This window comes from Marinomonas profundi, assembly GCF_020694005.1.
GTDB lineage: Bacteria > Pseudomonadota > Gammaproteobacteria > Pseudomonadales > Marinomonadaceae > Marinomonas > Marinomonas profundi.
The window spans coordinates 731,674-745,688 of sequence record NZ_CP073013.1 but is presented as its reverse complement, the minus strand read 5'-3'; the positions used below and the strand labels follow the sequence as shown (position 1 = coordinate 745,688).

Annotated in this window: 16 protein-coding genes; 8 read left to right on the top strand and 8 right to left on the bottom strand. The window is 46.4% G+C overall.

The window, feature by feature from the left end:
- Positions 1-76 precede the first annotated feature (76 nt).
- Together mnmC and J8N69_RS03430 are read right to left on the bottom strand one after the other, a co-directional pair.
- Positions 77-2,089: a bifunctional tRNA (5-methylaminomethyl-2-thiouridine)(34)-methyltransferase MnmD/FAD-dependent 5-carboxymethylaminomethyl-2-thiouridine(34) oxidoreductase MnmC gene (mnmC, locus tag J8N69_RS03435; protein WP_168822645.1), complete on the bottom strand. Its 2,013-nt coding sequence runs from the start codon at positions 2,087-2,089 to the stop codon at positions 77-79.
- Positions 2,079-2,630 (bottom strand): peptidylprolyl isomerase, encoded by a 552-nt coding sequence (locus tag J8N69_RS03430; RefSeq protein ID WP_168822647.1) that lies wholly within the window; start codon positions 2,628-2,630, stop codon positions 2,079-2,081. Before J8N69_RS03430 ends, mnmC begins: the two co-directional genes overlap by 11 nt.
- Positions 2,631-2,684: 54 nt before the next feature.
- Here J8N69_RS03430 and J8N69_RS03425 point away from each other — a divergent pair, with 54 nt between their 5' ends.
- Positions 2,685-2,966, top strand: a complete 282-nt coding sequence (locus tag J8N69_RS03425; RefSeq protein WP_168822649.1) for a SelT/SelW/SelH family protein — start codon at positions 2,685-2,687, stop codon at positions 2,964-2,966.
- Between the two features lie 94 nt (positions 2,967-3,060).
- Here J8N69_RS03425 and J8N69_RS03420 read toward each other — a convergent pair whose 3' ends face one another.
- Entirely contained in the window at positions 3,061-3,366 is a 306-nt protein-coding gene (locus tag J8N69_RS03420) for a YciI family protein (protein WP_168822651.1), read from the bottom strand.
- A 104-nt stretch (positions 3,367-3,470) separates the two neighbouring features.
- On the opposite strand from J8N69_RS03420, the gene J8N69_RS03415 reads away from it, so the two are divergent.
- From J8N69_RS03415 to J8N69_RS03390, 6 genes are all read left to right on the top strand, one after another.
- The gene (locus J8N69_RS03415; protein ID WP_168822653.1) at positions 3,471-4,322 is read left to right on the top strand and encodes a PHP domain-containing protein; all 852 of its coding nucleotides are present in this window, start codon (positions 3,471-3,473) and stop codon (positions 4,320-4,322) included.
- A 37-nt stretch (positions 4,323-4,359) separates the two neighbouring features.
- Positions 4,360-4,980, top strand: a complete 621-nt coding sequence (locus J8N69_RS03410; protein WP_168822654.1) for an L-threonylcarbamoyladenylate synthase — start codon at positions 4,360-4,362, stop codon at positions 4,978-4,980.
- Positions 4,981-5,089: 109 nt separating this feature from the next.
- Entirely contained in the window at positions 5,090-5,989 is a 900-nt protein-coding gene (rluB, locus tag J8N69_RS03405) for a 23S rRNA pseudouridine(2605) synthase RluB (RefSeq protein WP_168822656.1), read from the top strand.
- A gap of 36 nt (positions 5,990-6,025) precedes the next feature.
- A complete protein-coding gene (locus J8N69_RS03400) occupies positions 6,026-6,481 on the top strand; it encodes a DUF1499 domain-containing protein (protein WP_168822658.1) in 456 nt (151 codons plus the stop codon).
- Positions 6,482-6,558: 77 nt separating this feature from the next.
- Complete coding sequence (locus J8N69_RS03395; protein WP_168822659.1) at positions 6,559-7,278, top strand: response regulator; 720 nt, start codon at positions 6,559-6,561, stop codon at positions 7,276-7,278.
- Between the two features lie 6 nt (positions 7,279-7,284).
- On the top strand, positions 7,285-8,799 hold the full coding sequence (locus tag J8N69_RS03390; protein ID WP_168822660.1) for an ATP-binding protein: 1,515 nt from the start codon (positions 7,285-7,287) through the stop codon (positions 8,797-8,799).
- A gap of 22 nt (positions 8,800-8,821) precedes the next feature.
- Here the strand turns inward: J8N69_RS03390 and J8N69_RS03385 are convergent, their stop codons facing one another.
- Together J8N69_RS03385 and argF are read right to left on the bottom strand one after the other, a co-directional pair.
- Positions 8,822-9,748, bottom strand: a complete 927-nt coding sequence (locus J8N69_RS03385; protein WP_211084848.1) for a LysR family transcriptional regulator — start codon at positions 9,746-9,748, stop codon at positions 8,822-8,824.
- 104 nt (positions 9,749-9,852) lie between these two features.
- Complete coding sequence (argF, locus tag J8N69_RS03380) at positions 9,853-10,758, bottom strand: ornithine carbamoyltransferase (RefSeq protein ID WP_168822661.1); 906 nt, start codon at positions 10,756-10,758, stop codon at positions 9,853-9,855.
- Positions 10,759-10,999: 241 nt separating this feature from the next.
- Here argF and grxD point away from each other — a divergent pair, with 241 nt between their 5' ends.
- Positions 11,000-11,329, top strand: a complete 330-nt coding sequence (gene grxD, locus J8N69_RS03375) for a Grx4 family monothiol glutaredoxin (protein ID WP_168822662.1) — start codon at positions 11,000-11,002, stop codon at positions 11,327-11,329.
- An 89-nt stretch (positions 11,330-11,418) separates the two neighbouring features.
- On the opposite strand, the gene gloA2 is transcribed toward grxD, so the two are convergent.
- The 3 genes from gloA2 to J8N69_RS03360 all read right to left on the bottom strand — a co-directional run bounded on the left by gloA2 (position 11,419) and on the right by J8N69_RS03360 (position 13,839).
- Complete coding sequence (gloA2, locus tag J8N69_RS03370; protein WP_168822663.1) at positions 11,419-11,808, bottom strand: SMU1112c/YaeR family gloxylase I-like metalloprotein; 390 nt, start codon at positions 11,806-11,808, stop codon at positions 11,419-11,421.
- A gap of 16 nt (positions 11,809-11,824) precedes the next feature.
- The gene (locus J8N69_RS03365; RefSeq protein ID WP_168822664.1) at positions 11,825-12,778 is read right to left on the bottom strand and encodes a LysR family transcriptional regulator; all 954 of its coding nucleotides are present in this window, start codon (positions 12,776-12,778) and stop codon (positions 11,825-11,827) included.
- Between the two features lie 173 nt (positions 12,779-12,951).
- Complete coding sequence (locus J8N69_RS03360) at positions 12,952-13,839, bottom strand: LysR substrate-binding domain-containing protein (protein ID WP_168822666.1); 888 nt, start codon at positions 13,837-13,839, stop codon at positions 12,952-12,954.
- Positions 13,840-14,015 lie beyond the last annotated feature (176 nt).

Here is a 14,015-nt window from a genome sequence, read left to right as displayed (position 1 = left end):
GAGTGTCACGGCACAGCATTTGACCGTTGCCAGCCGTGACAATGGCCTGTCGTGGCAATGGCCTGCTTTGACAATATTAGACTTTCTGGCTGCGCTTTAAATCACGAATAATAAAGCGGCTTGGGTGTAATGTGTGGCTGACATTTTGCTCCAAGGGCGATGGTGTGCCGGCAATCAAACTTGCGATGTAGCGGCCACTCAATGGGGTGGAAATTAAGCCTCTCGAACCATGGCCAATATTGACGTAAAGCTGTTGATTTAATTCGGCGATGTTATCGGATCGCCATTTTGCATTTTTGCTCAGTGTCGAATACGCCTGCTGATAGACTTCTGTTGATTGTATCGGGCCAACAATCGGCGTGTAATCTGTCACGGCGCAACGAAATGCGACTCTGCCTTGGCAATCTTCTGTTTTAAATGTATTGCCTTTTAAGCCAAGTAGATCTTCTAGAATGGTGAGATTTCGCTTGTGTCCTTCCTCTCGTACCGCTGTGTCTTGGTCTTTTAGATCATAAGTCGAACCAAAATGGATCAGACCATCAATCGGCGGCGAAACATAACCAAATTCACACAATACTTGTTCAATGTCTATTTTTTCGGCAGATTCGCCTTTTTGCAGGCAAGCGTTGACCGCGTCTTCTATGTTCATCTGCGCTACTTGTCCGCGAATTGGGTAAATTGGCAGATGAGGAAGGTTGCTGAGTTCATTGGTGTCATTCGCCGTGCATAACACAACATGAGAGAAGGTATCTGAATGGTTGGCTGCAATGGCCCGCCAGCGTATTGCGGTTTTGTCTTCTGGCTGGAGCGTGGTGGATTGCAGTTCCTTTAGTGCGGTATTGAGTCTGAGCTGAATGTTCGGGTGAGATAGGAGTGTTTCACAGAGCTTTTTGGGGATGACCCAGCCTGATAAAGGTAATAATAAGCTGCCTGGCTTCTGTGTTGAGGCTTGCAAAACGCTTTTAGGGTAGAGTTGTTGTTGCAGCAGTTTTTGGAAGCGCTCTGCTTCTTTGTCGTGTTTAGGGAGTTGAATAAGGCCGCACGGATCCCAAAAAGTCCGTTGCTTATCCAGCGCGCTGTAAAAGCGTGTGGCGTGCAAATAAGCGGCAAGATAAAAACGATTGAGAAAGCTGTCTTGGGTGGTGAGTTTTGGATAAAGCATGCCTTGTGGGTTACCTGAGGCGCCGCCAGCAATAACGCTGCCTTGTTCCCACACTTCCACTCGTATGCCTTGCTTGGCAAGCGCATAAGCGGTGTTTGCCCCTGCCAACCCGGCGCCAACAACCAATACTTTAGTGACTTCTGCGGTGCTATCGCTGCGCAGGTTAAACCAAGATTGGCCCTGTGACATACGCTCTGTTAACGGCGGTGTTGGCTGATTGAGTTCGCCAACGGTCATTTCTCTTTTTTGACCAAAGCCTTTGACTTTACGCACCTCGAAGCCAACGCTTTTCAGCCCTCTGCGCACGATGCCGGCCGCGGTGAAGGTCGAAAAAGTGGTCCCTTGATGACTCAGGCGATGGATGTGCTTAAAAAGTGTGTCTGACCACATTTGCGGATTTTTACTGGGGGCGAAGCCATCCAGAAACCAAGCATCGACATCGGCATCAAGCGCGGCAAAACCGTCTTCTGCGTCACCAAACCAAAGCGACAGTTGGATGCGTCCTTGTGCTAACTCAAGATGATGAAAACCATGGCAAACCTCTGGGTAGGCATCAATCAGTGGCTGACTGTAATGGTTTAGCGATGGCCACATGTTTAGCGCGGCTGTCAGCATACTTTTGCTTAGTGGGTATTTCTCTACCGAGATAAAATGCAACTGTTTATCACTGGCGGCTTGGGTTAAAAAAGCTTGCCATGCGCATAAGAAATTTAACCCGGTGCCAAACCCCGTTTCCGCAATGACGAAAGTCTTTTTTTGCAGCGAGGCCCAACGCTCGCTTAGTTGGTTGTTTTTTAAAAACACATGGCGGGTTTCTTCCAAGCCTGATTCTTTATCAAAATACACATCATCAAACAGGTTGGAGTGGGGCGCGCCATCCTCGCCCCAACTTAATTCAGGAGAGTCTAACTGGTAACTAGTTAACACGCGTCACGCTCTCGATAATCACCGGTGTGGTGGGGACATTTTGATAAGGTCCAACCGTTGAAGTGGAAACCGCTGAAATGGCATCGACGACGTCCATACCGGAAATAACGCTACCAAAAACCGTATAACCCGCACCGCCACGTACACCGTGATTCAAAAAGACGTTGTCCACTTGATTAATGAAAAACTGGGATGTGGCACTGTTTGGATCTTGCGTACGAGCCATGGCAAGTGTCCCTCTATTGTTGGCCAAACCATTGTCGCCTTCATAAGCAACCGCTTTGTGGGTTTTTTTGCGTTCTAAGTCCTCTGTGAATCCGCCGCCTTGTGTCATAAAGCCACGAATAACACGATGAAAAATGGTACCTTCGTAAAAGCCTTCGTCGGCGTAGCGGAGAAAGTTGGCGACGGTTTTAGGAGCGGCATCGTCTTCTAAATCGACTCGGATCGTGCCTAGGTTGGTAACAATATCGACTTCAGTTGCCTGCAGTTGCGAACAAAAAAGGAGTAGAGCGAGACCGGTAATGATAGATTTACGCATGAGAGAGTTCCTTGATTAATAGAGACGAACGTTAACTTATCGGAGAGAAAGCAAATGCGAACTGCAACCGTAGAAATTGAATATTGTACCTTATGTCGCTGGATGTTGCGCGCTGCTTGGCTGGCTCAAGAGCTGTTAACAACCTTTGATGAGGATATTAAAAGCGTCACTTTATTACCCACACAAGGCGGGATTTTTAAAGTCAGAGTCAATGGCGAAGAAATCTGGTGCCGCAAAGCCGAAGAAGGTTTCCCAGAAGCCAAAGTGTTAAAACAAAGAATGCGAGACGTGATAGACCCAGAAAGGGATTTAGGTCATTCCGATGTTAAAAAATAACCCCCTCCCAGCCTCCCCTTGGCAGGGGAGGTGCTAGTCTTGTGGTTTTATTCCCTCCCCTTGTGTCTTTGAAGGGGAGGGCTAGGGTGGGGTTTTAGGCGTTTGGGAACACTTGTTTAAAGGGTTTTACTGCGACGTTTTGATAAACCCCTGCGGCCACATAAGGGTCTGCGTCTGCCCACGCTTTGGCGTCTTCAAGGCTGGCAAATTCAGCGATGACGACACTTCCTGAAAAACCCGCATCGCCAGGGTTGTCTGAATCTATGGCTGGATTGGGTCCGGCTAATACTAAGCGCCCTGCATTTTGCAGTACTTCTAAGCGAGCCAAGTGAGTTGGACGTGCTTTTTGACGCGCACTAAGGCTGTTTGTTACATCTTCGCTAATAATGGAGTAAAGCATGATTGTTCCTTCTGTAGAAAAACGAATAATATTGTCATCTAAAAACCAATTTAGGTATGCTGAACGAATGATAACCACCATTCCTTTTAAAGAACAGCCAATCTATGCCTGATACCGCCCGTTATCGAAAAATCGATTTACACTCACACTCTACCCGTTCGGATGGCAAGCTTTCGCCAACCGCGCTGGTTGATCTTGCCGTCGAGCAGAATGTTTCGCTGTTTGCCTTAACCGACCATGACACGATCGATGGGGTGGCAGAGGCAAGTCTACGATCAGCAGAGCACGGACTGAGCTTTATTCACGGTGTTGAGCTATCGACCCAGTGGAACGGAATTCCTTTGCATATGGTGGCGTTGAATTTTTCGCTGGATAATTCGGCGTTGTTGTCTATTGTGAAAGGCAATCAGGCGATACGTCTTGACCGCGCCCGGCGCATAGCGGATTTATTAATCAAGCAAGGTTTGCCCGATTTGTTTGATGAGGCGATTGCCTTAGCGGGTGAAAGCCAGCTTGGTCGACCGCATTTTGCTCAGTTATTGATCGAAAAAGGCGTTGTAAAAGATGCCAATAAAGCCTTTGATCGTTACCTTGGCAATAAAAAACTAGGTCAAATACGCGATGTGTGGCCAGATCTGGAAGCGGTGCTAGGCGCGCTTTCTGGTCATAATATGGAATTGGTGTTAGCGCATCCGAAACGCTACCCTCTGACCGTTAGTAAATTAAAACGCCTATTGGGTGATTTTAAACGGTGGGGAGGAACGGGGATGGAAGTGGCCTCGGGTAATGAGCGTCCAGACAGTGTGCGTTTGCTGGAGCGATTATCAAGAGAGTTCGGTTTAAAAGCCTCAGCGGGCAGTGATTACCATGGGCCATTTGGACCTTGGATGCAGGTGGGCAAGTTTACTCAGATACATGAAAGTGAAGTGGATTTAGTTTGGCAAACTTGGCCATAGTTCATGATTAGAGAATATTTTAGAAGAGGATACTAGGTTGAGCCAATTTTTTCAGATACACCCCGAAAACCCTCAAGTACGTCTCATAAAGCAAGCGGCAGAAGTGATTCGTAATGGTGGGGTGATTGCTTATCCAACGGATTGTGGTTATTCGCTGGGTTGTCATCTAGGTGATAAAGCCGCGCTGGATCGTATTCGCGCCATTCGACGTTTAGATGATAAGCACAATTTTACCTTGGTATGCCGCGATTTATCGGAGATATCGACCTATGCTCGATTTGATAATCGCCTTTATCGGCTGTTAAAAAATAATACACCGGGTCCTTATACTTTTATTTTTAGCGCCACTTCAGAAGTGCCTAGGCGACTTTTGCACCCGAAACGAAAAACCATCGGGATTCGTATTCCAAAGAGCAATATAGTGTCGGCGCTGTTAGAAGAACTGGGCGAACCAATCATGAGTGTGTCGCTGATTTTACCCGGTGAGACAGACACCATGACCGACCCTTATGATATTCGCGATACGCTTGAACATGCGTTAGATTTAGTGATTGACGGCGGCTATTGTGGCATTCAGCCAACGACCGTGGTGAAATTGGACGCTGACAGCATCGAAGTGATTCGGCTGGGGGCGGGTGATCCAGCGCCGTTTGCGTAAATTGTTGAATATTCAGCTGTCAAGGCTCACGCTGTCTGGCTTATAATGCCGTAGAATTTATATCATCAAAACTGGGTTGCTGAGAAGCATTCCCTCTAAGAGGTTCGTAATGGACGAGAAGTTACAAAAAGTATTAGCAAGAGCTGGCCAAGGTTCACGTCGTGAAATGGAAAACCGCATCCGTGAAGGACGTGTATTGGTAAATGGTGAGGTTGCGACATTGGGCGACCGAGTCAGCACCAAAGACACGATCACAATCGACGGTTACGCGATCGTGGCGACGGAAGCCGGTGAAAATCGCCGCGTTATTATTTACAACAAACCAGAAGGTGAGGTATGTACTCGCAAAGACCCTGAAGGTCGACCGACTGTGTTTGATAAATTGCCTAAACTACGCGGCGAACGCTGGATTGCGGTTGGGCGTTTGGATATTAATACCTCAGGACTGTTGTTATTTACCACCGATGGTGAGTTGGCAAACCGCTTGATGCACCCTTCGACAGAAATTGACCGAGAATATCTGGTTCGCGTCATGGGAGAGGTGACAGAGGACAATATTGCGACCCTGAAAAAAGGCGTCACGCTGGACGACGGTATTGCTAAGTTTACTGACATCGTTGATGGCGGCGGAGAAGGTATTAACCGTTGGTTCTATGTGTGCTTGATGGAAGGTCGTAACCGTGAGGTGCGTCGTCTTTGGGAATCACAAGGCGTAAAAGTAAACCGTCTAAAACGAGTGCGTTTCGGCCCTGTTTTCTTGCCATCCAAAGCAAAAGTAGGCCGTTGGGTGGAAATGGAAGAGCCTGATGTTAATTCATTGTGCGCCATGGTAGACCTTAAATTGTCTGAATTGAAACCCAAAACGCAACAGCAAAAATTGGAAGTGAAACGCCATAAAAACAAAGCTACGGCGGGTGGTGCTCGTCGCTCCGCAAAAGGCTTTGATTGGCAGAGTAATGATAAGCCTGAATTTAAACCAAAAAAACCAGGTAAAAGATCGTTTCGTTAAGGATAGAAATAAAAATCGATGGGGAGTCGAAGAAGTATGGGGCGCTGGATTATTGCACTGATTGTTGTCTTTTTTGTCGGTTTTTTTATTTATGTCAGTATGTCGAACAAGTCACCAGAAGGGCTTGGTATTACCGACGGATTATTAAAATCCTGCCCTTCTTCGCCTAATTGTGTCTCTACTCAAGCGCAATCTGATGATGTAGCGCATTATATTGAGCCGATTATTTATCGCGGCGATCGCAAAGAAACCCAGTTGCTTATAGAGTCTTCTATATTGGCTAAAGGTAACACGCGTATAATAAGTCGTTACCTTGGTTACGTGCATTTTGAAGTGAAAAGTCATCTTGTTGGCTTCATTGATGATGTTGAGTTTTATCTGCCTGAAGCGGACAGTGTGATACACATTCGTTCTGCTTCGCGTGTTGGCTATTCGGATTTTGGTGTAAATCGCGAGAGAGTTAGACAATATCGAGATCTTTTAGTAGATTGATTCTAGGTCGTTGATTTTACAACCATAAAAAGTAAGCCATTAAAATTTAATCGATGATAGCAGGATGAGGGCGCCGAATGAATATGGATGATAAGCAAAGCATTTTGATTGTTGAAGATGATGAGCGCTTAGCCTTGCTCACGCAGGAATATTTACAGAAAAATGGTTTCAATGTTGGCATTGAGTCAGATGGTCGAAAAGCTATTTCTCGTATCATTTCAGAGCAGCCTTCACTTGTTATTCTTGATCTTATGTTGCCTGGTGCAGATGGCTTTACAGTCTGTCGAAGTGTGCGCAATGACTATAAAAAGCCCATACTCATGCTAACGGCTCGCAGTGACGATGTAGATCAAATTTTGGGTTTAGAGATCGGCGCCGATGATTATGTTTCCAAACCAGCTAAACCTAGAGTGTTGCTGGCGCGAGTGCAGTCTTTATTGCGTCGTAGCACGCAAGATGTTGATTTGACGGCTGAGGAACCTATCGCTGAGCCGCATTTGACCTTCGGCCCACTGACCATTGATAGTTCTCGGCGTGAGGCTTGGTTACAAGACGAAGAGGTAGAACTGACGAGCGCTGAGTTTGACTTGCTGTGGTTGTTGTCTAGCAATGCTGGGCGAATTTTGAGTCGAGAAGAAATTTTCGGTGAGTTGCGAGGTATTGAATATGATGGCCAAGATCGCTCTGTCGATGTCAGAATTTCGCGTATTCGCTCTAAAATCGGGGATGATCCGATTCATCCACGGCGCATAAAAACGATTCGTAGCAAGGGTTATTTGTTCGTTAAAGATGTATAACGCCCCATGAAAACAGAAATGTGGCGTTTATATCGACATCTGCTTTTTGGCGGTGTGGTTATTGTCGCTGCGTGTTATCTTGTCATGGAGTTTATTCAAATACGTTTTGGCACCGCAAGAGTGGAACAGCTACTTTGTGCGGATGCTGAATTCAGTTCGGCCTTGCTGCTGACCAATATTAGTCGTCAACTTCCTGAATCGCAATTTAGCTGGGCGGTTGAAGGTACGCCTTCCCTGTCTGTCGAGGCGGTATCGCGGCTCATTGGCGAGAAAAAATGGTTAAGGTTTCCCGATAACAGTTATCAGTTAACGTTTGGCGATATCGATGCGCCAGTATTAGTGGGTCGTGCGGTACAAAGCGATTCGTTATTTCAGTTAGAGGCCTTATTAAAGCGGCTGTTACTGAGTGAAAAACTCTCCTCCCAAGATAAAGTTGCTTTGTTAGAAAGCATGCCTTGCCTCTCCATAAAACCCATTTCACCTGAGTTGTCAGACTCCTTGACGGGCGTTGCCCTAGTGCATGGTGTTTACAGTGAATATGGTTTTGTCTGGAAAGACGATGACACTAACCGTTCTCTGTACTTGTCTGTGACCCATAGTAATACGCTCTCTTTGACATGGATTGTTGTTGTCGTGGTTGGCGTAGGCATTGCCATCATGTTGATTTTAATTTGGCGTGAGCTGGTTGCGTTGGATTTTAAGCGCAAAACATTTGAGAGCATTACGCGTCAAATTGCTCGGGGTCGAAGTGGTGTCCCTAAAGGTATTCCCGATAGCAGTGGCACGTTGAAAGAGCTGGCGTATTCGTTTGACTCAATGTCGTCTCATATTCAGCGCTTATTAAAAGTGCAACGGGAAATGATCAATGCCATTTCTCATGAACTGAGAACCCCTATCGCTCGTCTACGATTTGGCTTAGAAGTGATGAAGGATGAAGTTGACCCCATTGTTGCGAAAACGATTGAGGGGTTAGAGGGCGATGTGGAAGAGCTAAATACCTTGGTTGATGAAGTACTGACCTATGGAAAATTAGAAGGTGGGTCATTAGCGCTAAACTTCAAGGAAGTTTCGGTTTTCCAATTGGTTAACGGTATCTTGCAGCATAACCATTTGCTGCTTCAGCATTTGCACGTGGAAGTCGATATTCGACAAGATGATGTGGCCATAGCAGATGAACATCATTTGAACCGAGCGCTGCAGAATCTTATTTTGAATGCCGCGAAATATGCCACAGACAAGATAGTGGTTTCTTTTTCTTATGACGCCGAGCGTTGGCAATTAGACATTGAAGATGACGGCCCAGGTATCGCCTTTGAAGACAGGGATAAGGTTTTTGTCCCCTTCCAGCGGTTAGACAACAGTCGAACACGTGCTTCTGGCGGATACGGATTAGGCTTGGCCATTGTGCAGCGCATTGCCTTTTGGCATGGTGGCGCTGTGCTGATTGATGCAAGTGAAACCGGTGGAGCGAAGTTTAGTTTCATTTGGTCGCGTAGCCAGCATCAGAACACCTTGTCCTGATGCTGGCAGCCTTACGGTAAAATTAAAGCTCTGGCGCCAGAATGCCTTTTAGGTTCTTAAAGCACGTTTTCGAGGCGGTCGAAATCAAATCTTCCATATAGGCGTTATCGCGCTGATCTTTTCTAATGGCCAAGTATAATTTACACCAAACCCCTTCTTCACCCAGCGACTTGGTAATCACATATTGCCGATTCGTGTATTCCGTTAATGCCCAGTTTGGTAGGCAGCAAACTCCGCGGCCACTGGCGACTAATTGCATCATCATCAGGGTTAATTCACTGTGGCGAATCTTGGCGGGTGAGATATCGGCTGGGTTTAGAAAGTGCTTAAAAATATCCAGACGTTCTGTTTCTACCGGATAGGTAATGAGTGTTTCTTTGGCGAAATCTTCTGGGCTTAAAAATTCTTTTTTGGCCAGTGGGTGGTGTCGAGATAAAGCGACCTGAGACTCATATTGGAACAAAGGTATGTATTCAATATTGGGGATGTCTTGGGGGTCGGAGGTTACCACTAGATCCAAATCGCCCCGCGCCAATGCTGGCAGAGGCATAAAGCCAAAAGCCGTTGAAAGGTCGAGTTCGACATCGGGCCAATGTTCGCGAAAATGGTCAATCGTGGGCATCAGCCATTCATAACAGCTGTGGCATTCGATGGCGATGTGTAGACGCCCGCTTTCGCCTTCCGCGAAGCGTTGAATATCGCGTTGAGCCGAGCGAAATGAAAGTAATACGTCGTCTGCGAGTTGCAGTAAGCGTAACCCCGCACTGGTGAAGCGAACCGGTTTGGTTTTTCGAATGAAAAGTGGACAGCCTAGTTTTTCTTCAAGATCTTTGAGCTGATGAGAGAGGGCGGACTGGGTCAAGTGAACTCGTTCGGCGGCTTCGACTAAACTGCCTGTTTCTCTTAATGCCGTCAGTGTTTTTAAATGCCTAACTTCGATAATACTCATAGCACTTCAATACTCATAGTACTTTACTGTTGATGCGTTTGTTCCAGGCTTGAAAATTAACCCGCTCGGAGAAACGAAGGTTTACACCGAGCGTGTTAATGTCGTTATCGACACAAGAGAAATTCAAGCAACGCTTTTTGCGCGTGTAGGCGATTTTCTGCTTCATCCCAGACGACAGCATCAGGGTGGTCAATGACGTCAGCCGACACTTCCTCGCCACGGTGGGCGGGTAGACAGTGCATGAAAAGGGCGTCTGAGTTGGCTTTCGCCATCAAGGAGGAATTGACCTGAAAGCCTTTAAAGTCCTTTAGACGCTGTTCTTGTTCGTCTTCCTGACCCATAGAGGCAAATACGTCAGTCACGATCAAATCGGCGCCTTTGGCGGCCTCGTGAGCGTCATGCAGGACAGTGACTCGATCGCTGTGTTCTGCGACCAAATCCGCATTCGGTTCATAGCCCACAGGACAGGCCACGACCAGCTGGAAATCAAGTAATACCGCCGCATTAATATAGGAATTGCACATATTATTGCCATCGCCAACCCACACCACTTTTTTGCCTTCAATCGAGCCACGGTGTTCTTGATAGGTTTGCATGTCTGCTAACAGTTGGCAGGGATGATAATCGTCAGTCAGCGCATTGATCACCGGCACCGATGAGTATTTGGCAAAGGTCTCAACCGTTTGGTGATCAAAGGTGCGAATCATCACCGCGTCGACCATACTGGAAATAACCCGCGCGCTGTCTTCGACTGGCTCGCCGCGGCCCAATTGTGTATCACGGGAAGACAGAAACAGCGCATGGCCACCTAATTGAGCCATGCCAGCTTCAAAAGACACTCGGGTGCGAGTGGATGATTTTTCAAATATCATCGCCAGCACGCGATTTTTCAGCGGTTGAAAGAGGGCGCCTTCACGATGGATTTTCTTAAGCTCAGAAGCTCGAAATAGCAATTGTTTTAACTCATCAGAGGATAAATCCTTCAGAGTAAGAAAATGTCTGGGCGACACGCTAGGACTCCTTAATAGTCTTTTGAAAAGGGAATCGGTCAATTTAATACACTCGGGTAAGTGAGTAAAGGGCAATTAACCGGAGAAAGCACAAACGAAAGCGTCTTCTTGGGGTTGTAAATATACCACTAGGCCCAATAAACTGAGCCAAGTTTAATGATTTTAATCGTCTTTCATTTAATCAAGGGATTTGCAGCGCCTTTCCCTTATCAATAGACAATCGTACAGTGAGGTTTTTAGCATGAGCAATACAATCGAGACAATTAAAGAGCAGATTAGCAGCAATGATATTTTGCTATACATGAAAGGCAACCCTCGCGCGCCTCAGTGTGGTTTTTCATCACAGGCGGTACAGGCATTAATGTCTTGTGGCGAGCGTTTTGCCTTCGTGAATATTTTGGAGAATCCAGACATTCGCGCAGAATTGCCAAAGTTTGCCAACTGGCCAACGTTCCCTCAGCTTTGGGTGAAAGGCGAGTTGGTTGGTGGCTGCGATATCATTGTTGAGATGGCGAGCAATGGCGAGCTACAAACGCTGATTAAAGAAGCGGTGGGTTCTACTGAAGAATAAAAAGTCGCGTTGTTAGTATGATGGCGCCTTGTTCTGAAAATACCCTTGTTCTGGAAAACGCACATGACTTAACCGTCCTGTGCGTTTTTTTATGCCTCATAGAGTTCAAGCGGCAAGCCGTCTGGGTCGGCAAAAAACGTAAACCGTTTACCGGTAAGCTCATCCAAGCGAATCTCTTCGGTCGCAATATTATTCTGCTCTAGGTGCTGAATACAGGCGTGTAAATCTGACACGGCAAAGGCGAGGTGCCTTAATCCTTGGGCTTCGGGGCGAGAGGGTCTTGCTGGTGGGGTTGGAAACGAAAAAAGCTCGATTTGTTGATCTTGGTTAATGGCTAGGTCTAATTTATAAGACAAGCGAGCTTCTCGATAGGTTTCTTTAAGGATTTTGAAGCCTAGAATGCCGCTGTAGAAATGTTTTGACCGCTCGTAGTCAGAACAAATAATGGCGACGTGGTGAACGTGAGAAACAGAAAACATAAAGTCCGCCTTTTAATTATTGCTCGGATTGATCTTTTAATTCATTGGCAACGTCGATGACTTGTCTTCTAAACCAAATATGACTGGCGTCATGGTGTAGTAATGGGCTCCAAATCATCTTTAGTTCTATTTGGGGAATGTTAAAAGGTGGGTCTAAAATGACAAGGTCAGGGTTTTTCTTATTCACCATGGCGACTTTTTTGGGCAGGGTCGCAATCAGATCTTGTTCGAGGGCGAGATGCATCGCGGTATGGTAGCTTCGGGTAAAAACACGGATGCTGCGTTTGTGGTTTAGCGTTTGCAGTGCTTCATCTACCCAGCCTAATTTCTGCACATCCGTTGGGTCCATCCCCACCCCGACGCCAAAGCCTGTTTTGCTCACCCAAATATGTTGTGCTTGTAAATACGCTTCGATATCAAAATGGTCTTTAATAGGGTTTTTTGAACTCATCATGCAGACAAAGGTATCAAACCAGACACTTTTTTGATGAAAAGATTGAGGGAGTTCTTCAAAGCGGTTAATCGCCATGTCAATTTTGCCGGCTTCCACATCATGAAAGGTGACATCGCTCGGCGTCATTATGTCTAAGGTGATGCCTGGGGCGTATTCACGTAGGCGATTTAGTAGCTTTGGAATCACAGTCGAAGCGGCGTAATCACTGGCCATTATGCGAAAGACTCGGGTACTGGTGCTTTCGTTAAAATCGGCTTCAGGTTGTAAGGCTTCTTCTAGTTCAAGCAGCACCTTACGTACAATAGGCTGTAGTCTGAGGGCTTTTTCTGTGGGCTTCATGCCTTCACTGGTTCTGACCAGTAAGGGGTCATTTAATAAGTCACGGAGTCGCTTTAAGCCATTGCTCATGGCCGGTTGGGTAATGTTAAGCTTATTCGCGGAGCGCGTTACATTGCACTCTCTTAGCAGGACATCGAGATAAATGAGCAAGTTCAGATCGATCTTATTTATATTCATGAGTGTTATGCTATTCGCGTGATTTATGTGTGGTATGAATTGATTGTATTGACCTTGGTGTAAAGTACAACGCTAAATACTTCAGATTTTTCATTCATATCGTGTTTTGAGTTATCACGACATCTCATCTGTTTCATTGATCCGCTATTGACTCGTTTAATCCGATCCACCATTTACAAGCTTAATAACGTCGGGGCGGTGCCACAAAGATCAATAAAGCGTTGCGCATTTTGAGTTAATGCGGTGTTTTTTGGGGTGACGATTAATAAATTTCGATTGAGCTCAAGGGGCGTTTGATAAAGTCGAATCAGGCCGGAGTTAAGCTCTTGTGAAATCGCCATGCGTGACAAACATCCCAGCCCCATTTGGTGAATAACCGCTTGTTTCACGGCTTCCATATGGGCGAGAGAAAGCACCACATTGAGTTGCGGTATTTCAGCGGCGGTGGCTTGTTCTAATATATTTCGTGTGCCGGAGCCTGCTTCTCGCATTACCCAACTGGCTTGTTTTAAATCTTCCCAAGATAACGCTTCGGGACGTTCTTCTTGGCTTGAACCAAACACCACCAGTTCATCTTTGAGCCATACTTGCGTCATGAGCTCCGCGTGTTGGCAGTAGCCTTCAATAAAGCCTACCTCGGCTTTGCCGGTAAGTAACTGCTGAATAACGCTTTGAGTGTTGCCGATGTCTAAATTAAAACGAATATTGGGGTGTTGGCGCTTAAACAGCGACATTTGTTTCGGCAGTACGTAATTGCCAACGCTGACACTGGCCGCCAAATGAAGGGAGCCGCTCAATTCATTTTCGTTGCCCATGCTTTCTATCTGCTCTATTTGGCTGAGCACCGCACGAGCTTGAGGAAGAAGATGCCGAGCTTGGGGGGTAATTTGCAAGCGTTTACCATGGCGACGAAACAGCGGGCGTCCTAGTAATGCTTCTAGTTCACGCAGCGCTTGACTGGCCGCAGGCTGGCTGATGGAGACCATTTCCGCCGCGGCGGTAACGGAGCCAGTGTGCACGACGGCTTCAAAAATTTGTAATTGTCTAAGTGTTATTCTCATGGCGATATTGTAACCCTCTTTCGCTTTTGTTGCGTACTAATTAATGTATTCAGTGCGAAACGTGTGGCGTTAATCGCATTGTCATGCAGCGTGGTTAGAATGAATAACTTAGATGGATATTTGATGACAAACAGGGGTAGTATTTGTCCATGTTGTACGGTTATTGTTTGCTTATA

What these genes read in the sequence shown, in the direction of transcription:
- J8N69_RS03430 (WP_168822647.1), bottom strand. Translation starts at nt 2,630, where the DNA reads ATGCGTAAATCTATCATTACCGGTCTCGCTCTACTCCTTTTTTGTTCG.
- J8N69_RS03425 (WP_168822649.1), top strand. Translation starts at nt 2,685, where the DNA reads ATGCGAACTGCAACCGTAGAAATTGAATATTGTACCTTATGTCGCTGG.
- J8N69_RS03420 (WP_168822651.1), bottom strand. Translation starts at nt 3,366, where the DNA reads ATGCTTTACTCCATTATTAGCGAAGATGTAACAAACAGCCTTAGTGCG.
- J8N69_RS03415 (WP_168822653.1), top strand. Translation starts at nt 3,471, where the DNA reads ATGCCTGATACCGCCCGTTATCGAAAAATCGATTTACACTCACACTCT.
- rluB (WP_168822656.1), top strand. Translation starts at nt 5,090, where the DNA reads ATGGACGAGAAGTTACAAAAAGTATTAGCAAGAGCTGGCCAAGGTTCA.
- J8N69_RS03400 (WP_168822658.1), top strand. Translation starts at nt 6,026, where the DNA reads ATGGGGCGCTGGATTATTGCACTGATTGTTGTCTTTTTTGTCGGTTTT.
- J8N69_RS03395 (WP_168822659.1), top strand. Translation starts at nt 6,559, where the DNA reads ATGAATATGGATGATAAGCAAAGCATTTTGATTGTTGAAGATGATGAG.
- J8N69_RS03390 (WP_168822660.1), top strand. Translation starts at nt 7,285, where the DNA reads ATGAAAACAGAAATGTGGCGTTTATATCGACATCTGCTTTTTGGCGGT.
- J8N69_RS03385 (WP_211084848.1), bottom strand. Translation starts at nt 9,748, where the DNA reads ATGAGTATTATCGAAGTTAGGCATTTAAAAACACTGACGGCATTAAGA.
- grxD (WP_168822662.1), top strand. Translation starts at nt 11,000, where the DNA reads ATGAGCAATACAATCGAGACAATTAAAGAGCAGATTAGCAGCAATGAT.
- gloA2 (WP_168822663.1), bottom strand. Translation starts at nt 11,808, where the DNA reads ATGTTTTCTGTTTCTCACGTTCACCACGTCGCCATTATTTGTTCTGAC.
- J8N69_RS03365 (WP_168822664.1), bottom strand. Translation starts at nt 12,778, where the DNA reads ATGAATATAAATAAGATCGATCTGAACTTGCTCATTTATCTCGATGTC.
- J8N69_RS03360 (WP_168822666.1), bottom strand. Translation starts at nt 13,839, where the DNA reads ATGAGAATAACACTTAGACAATTACAAATTTTTGAAGCCGTCGTGCAC.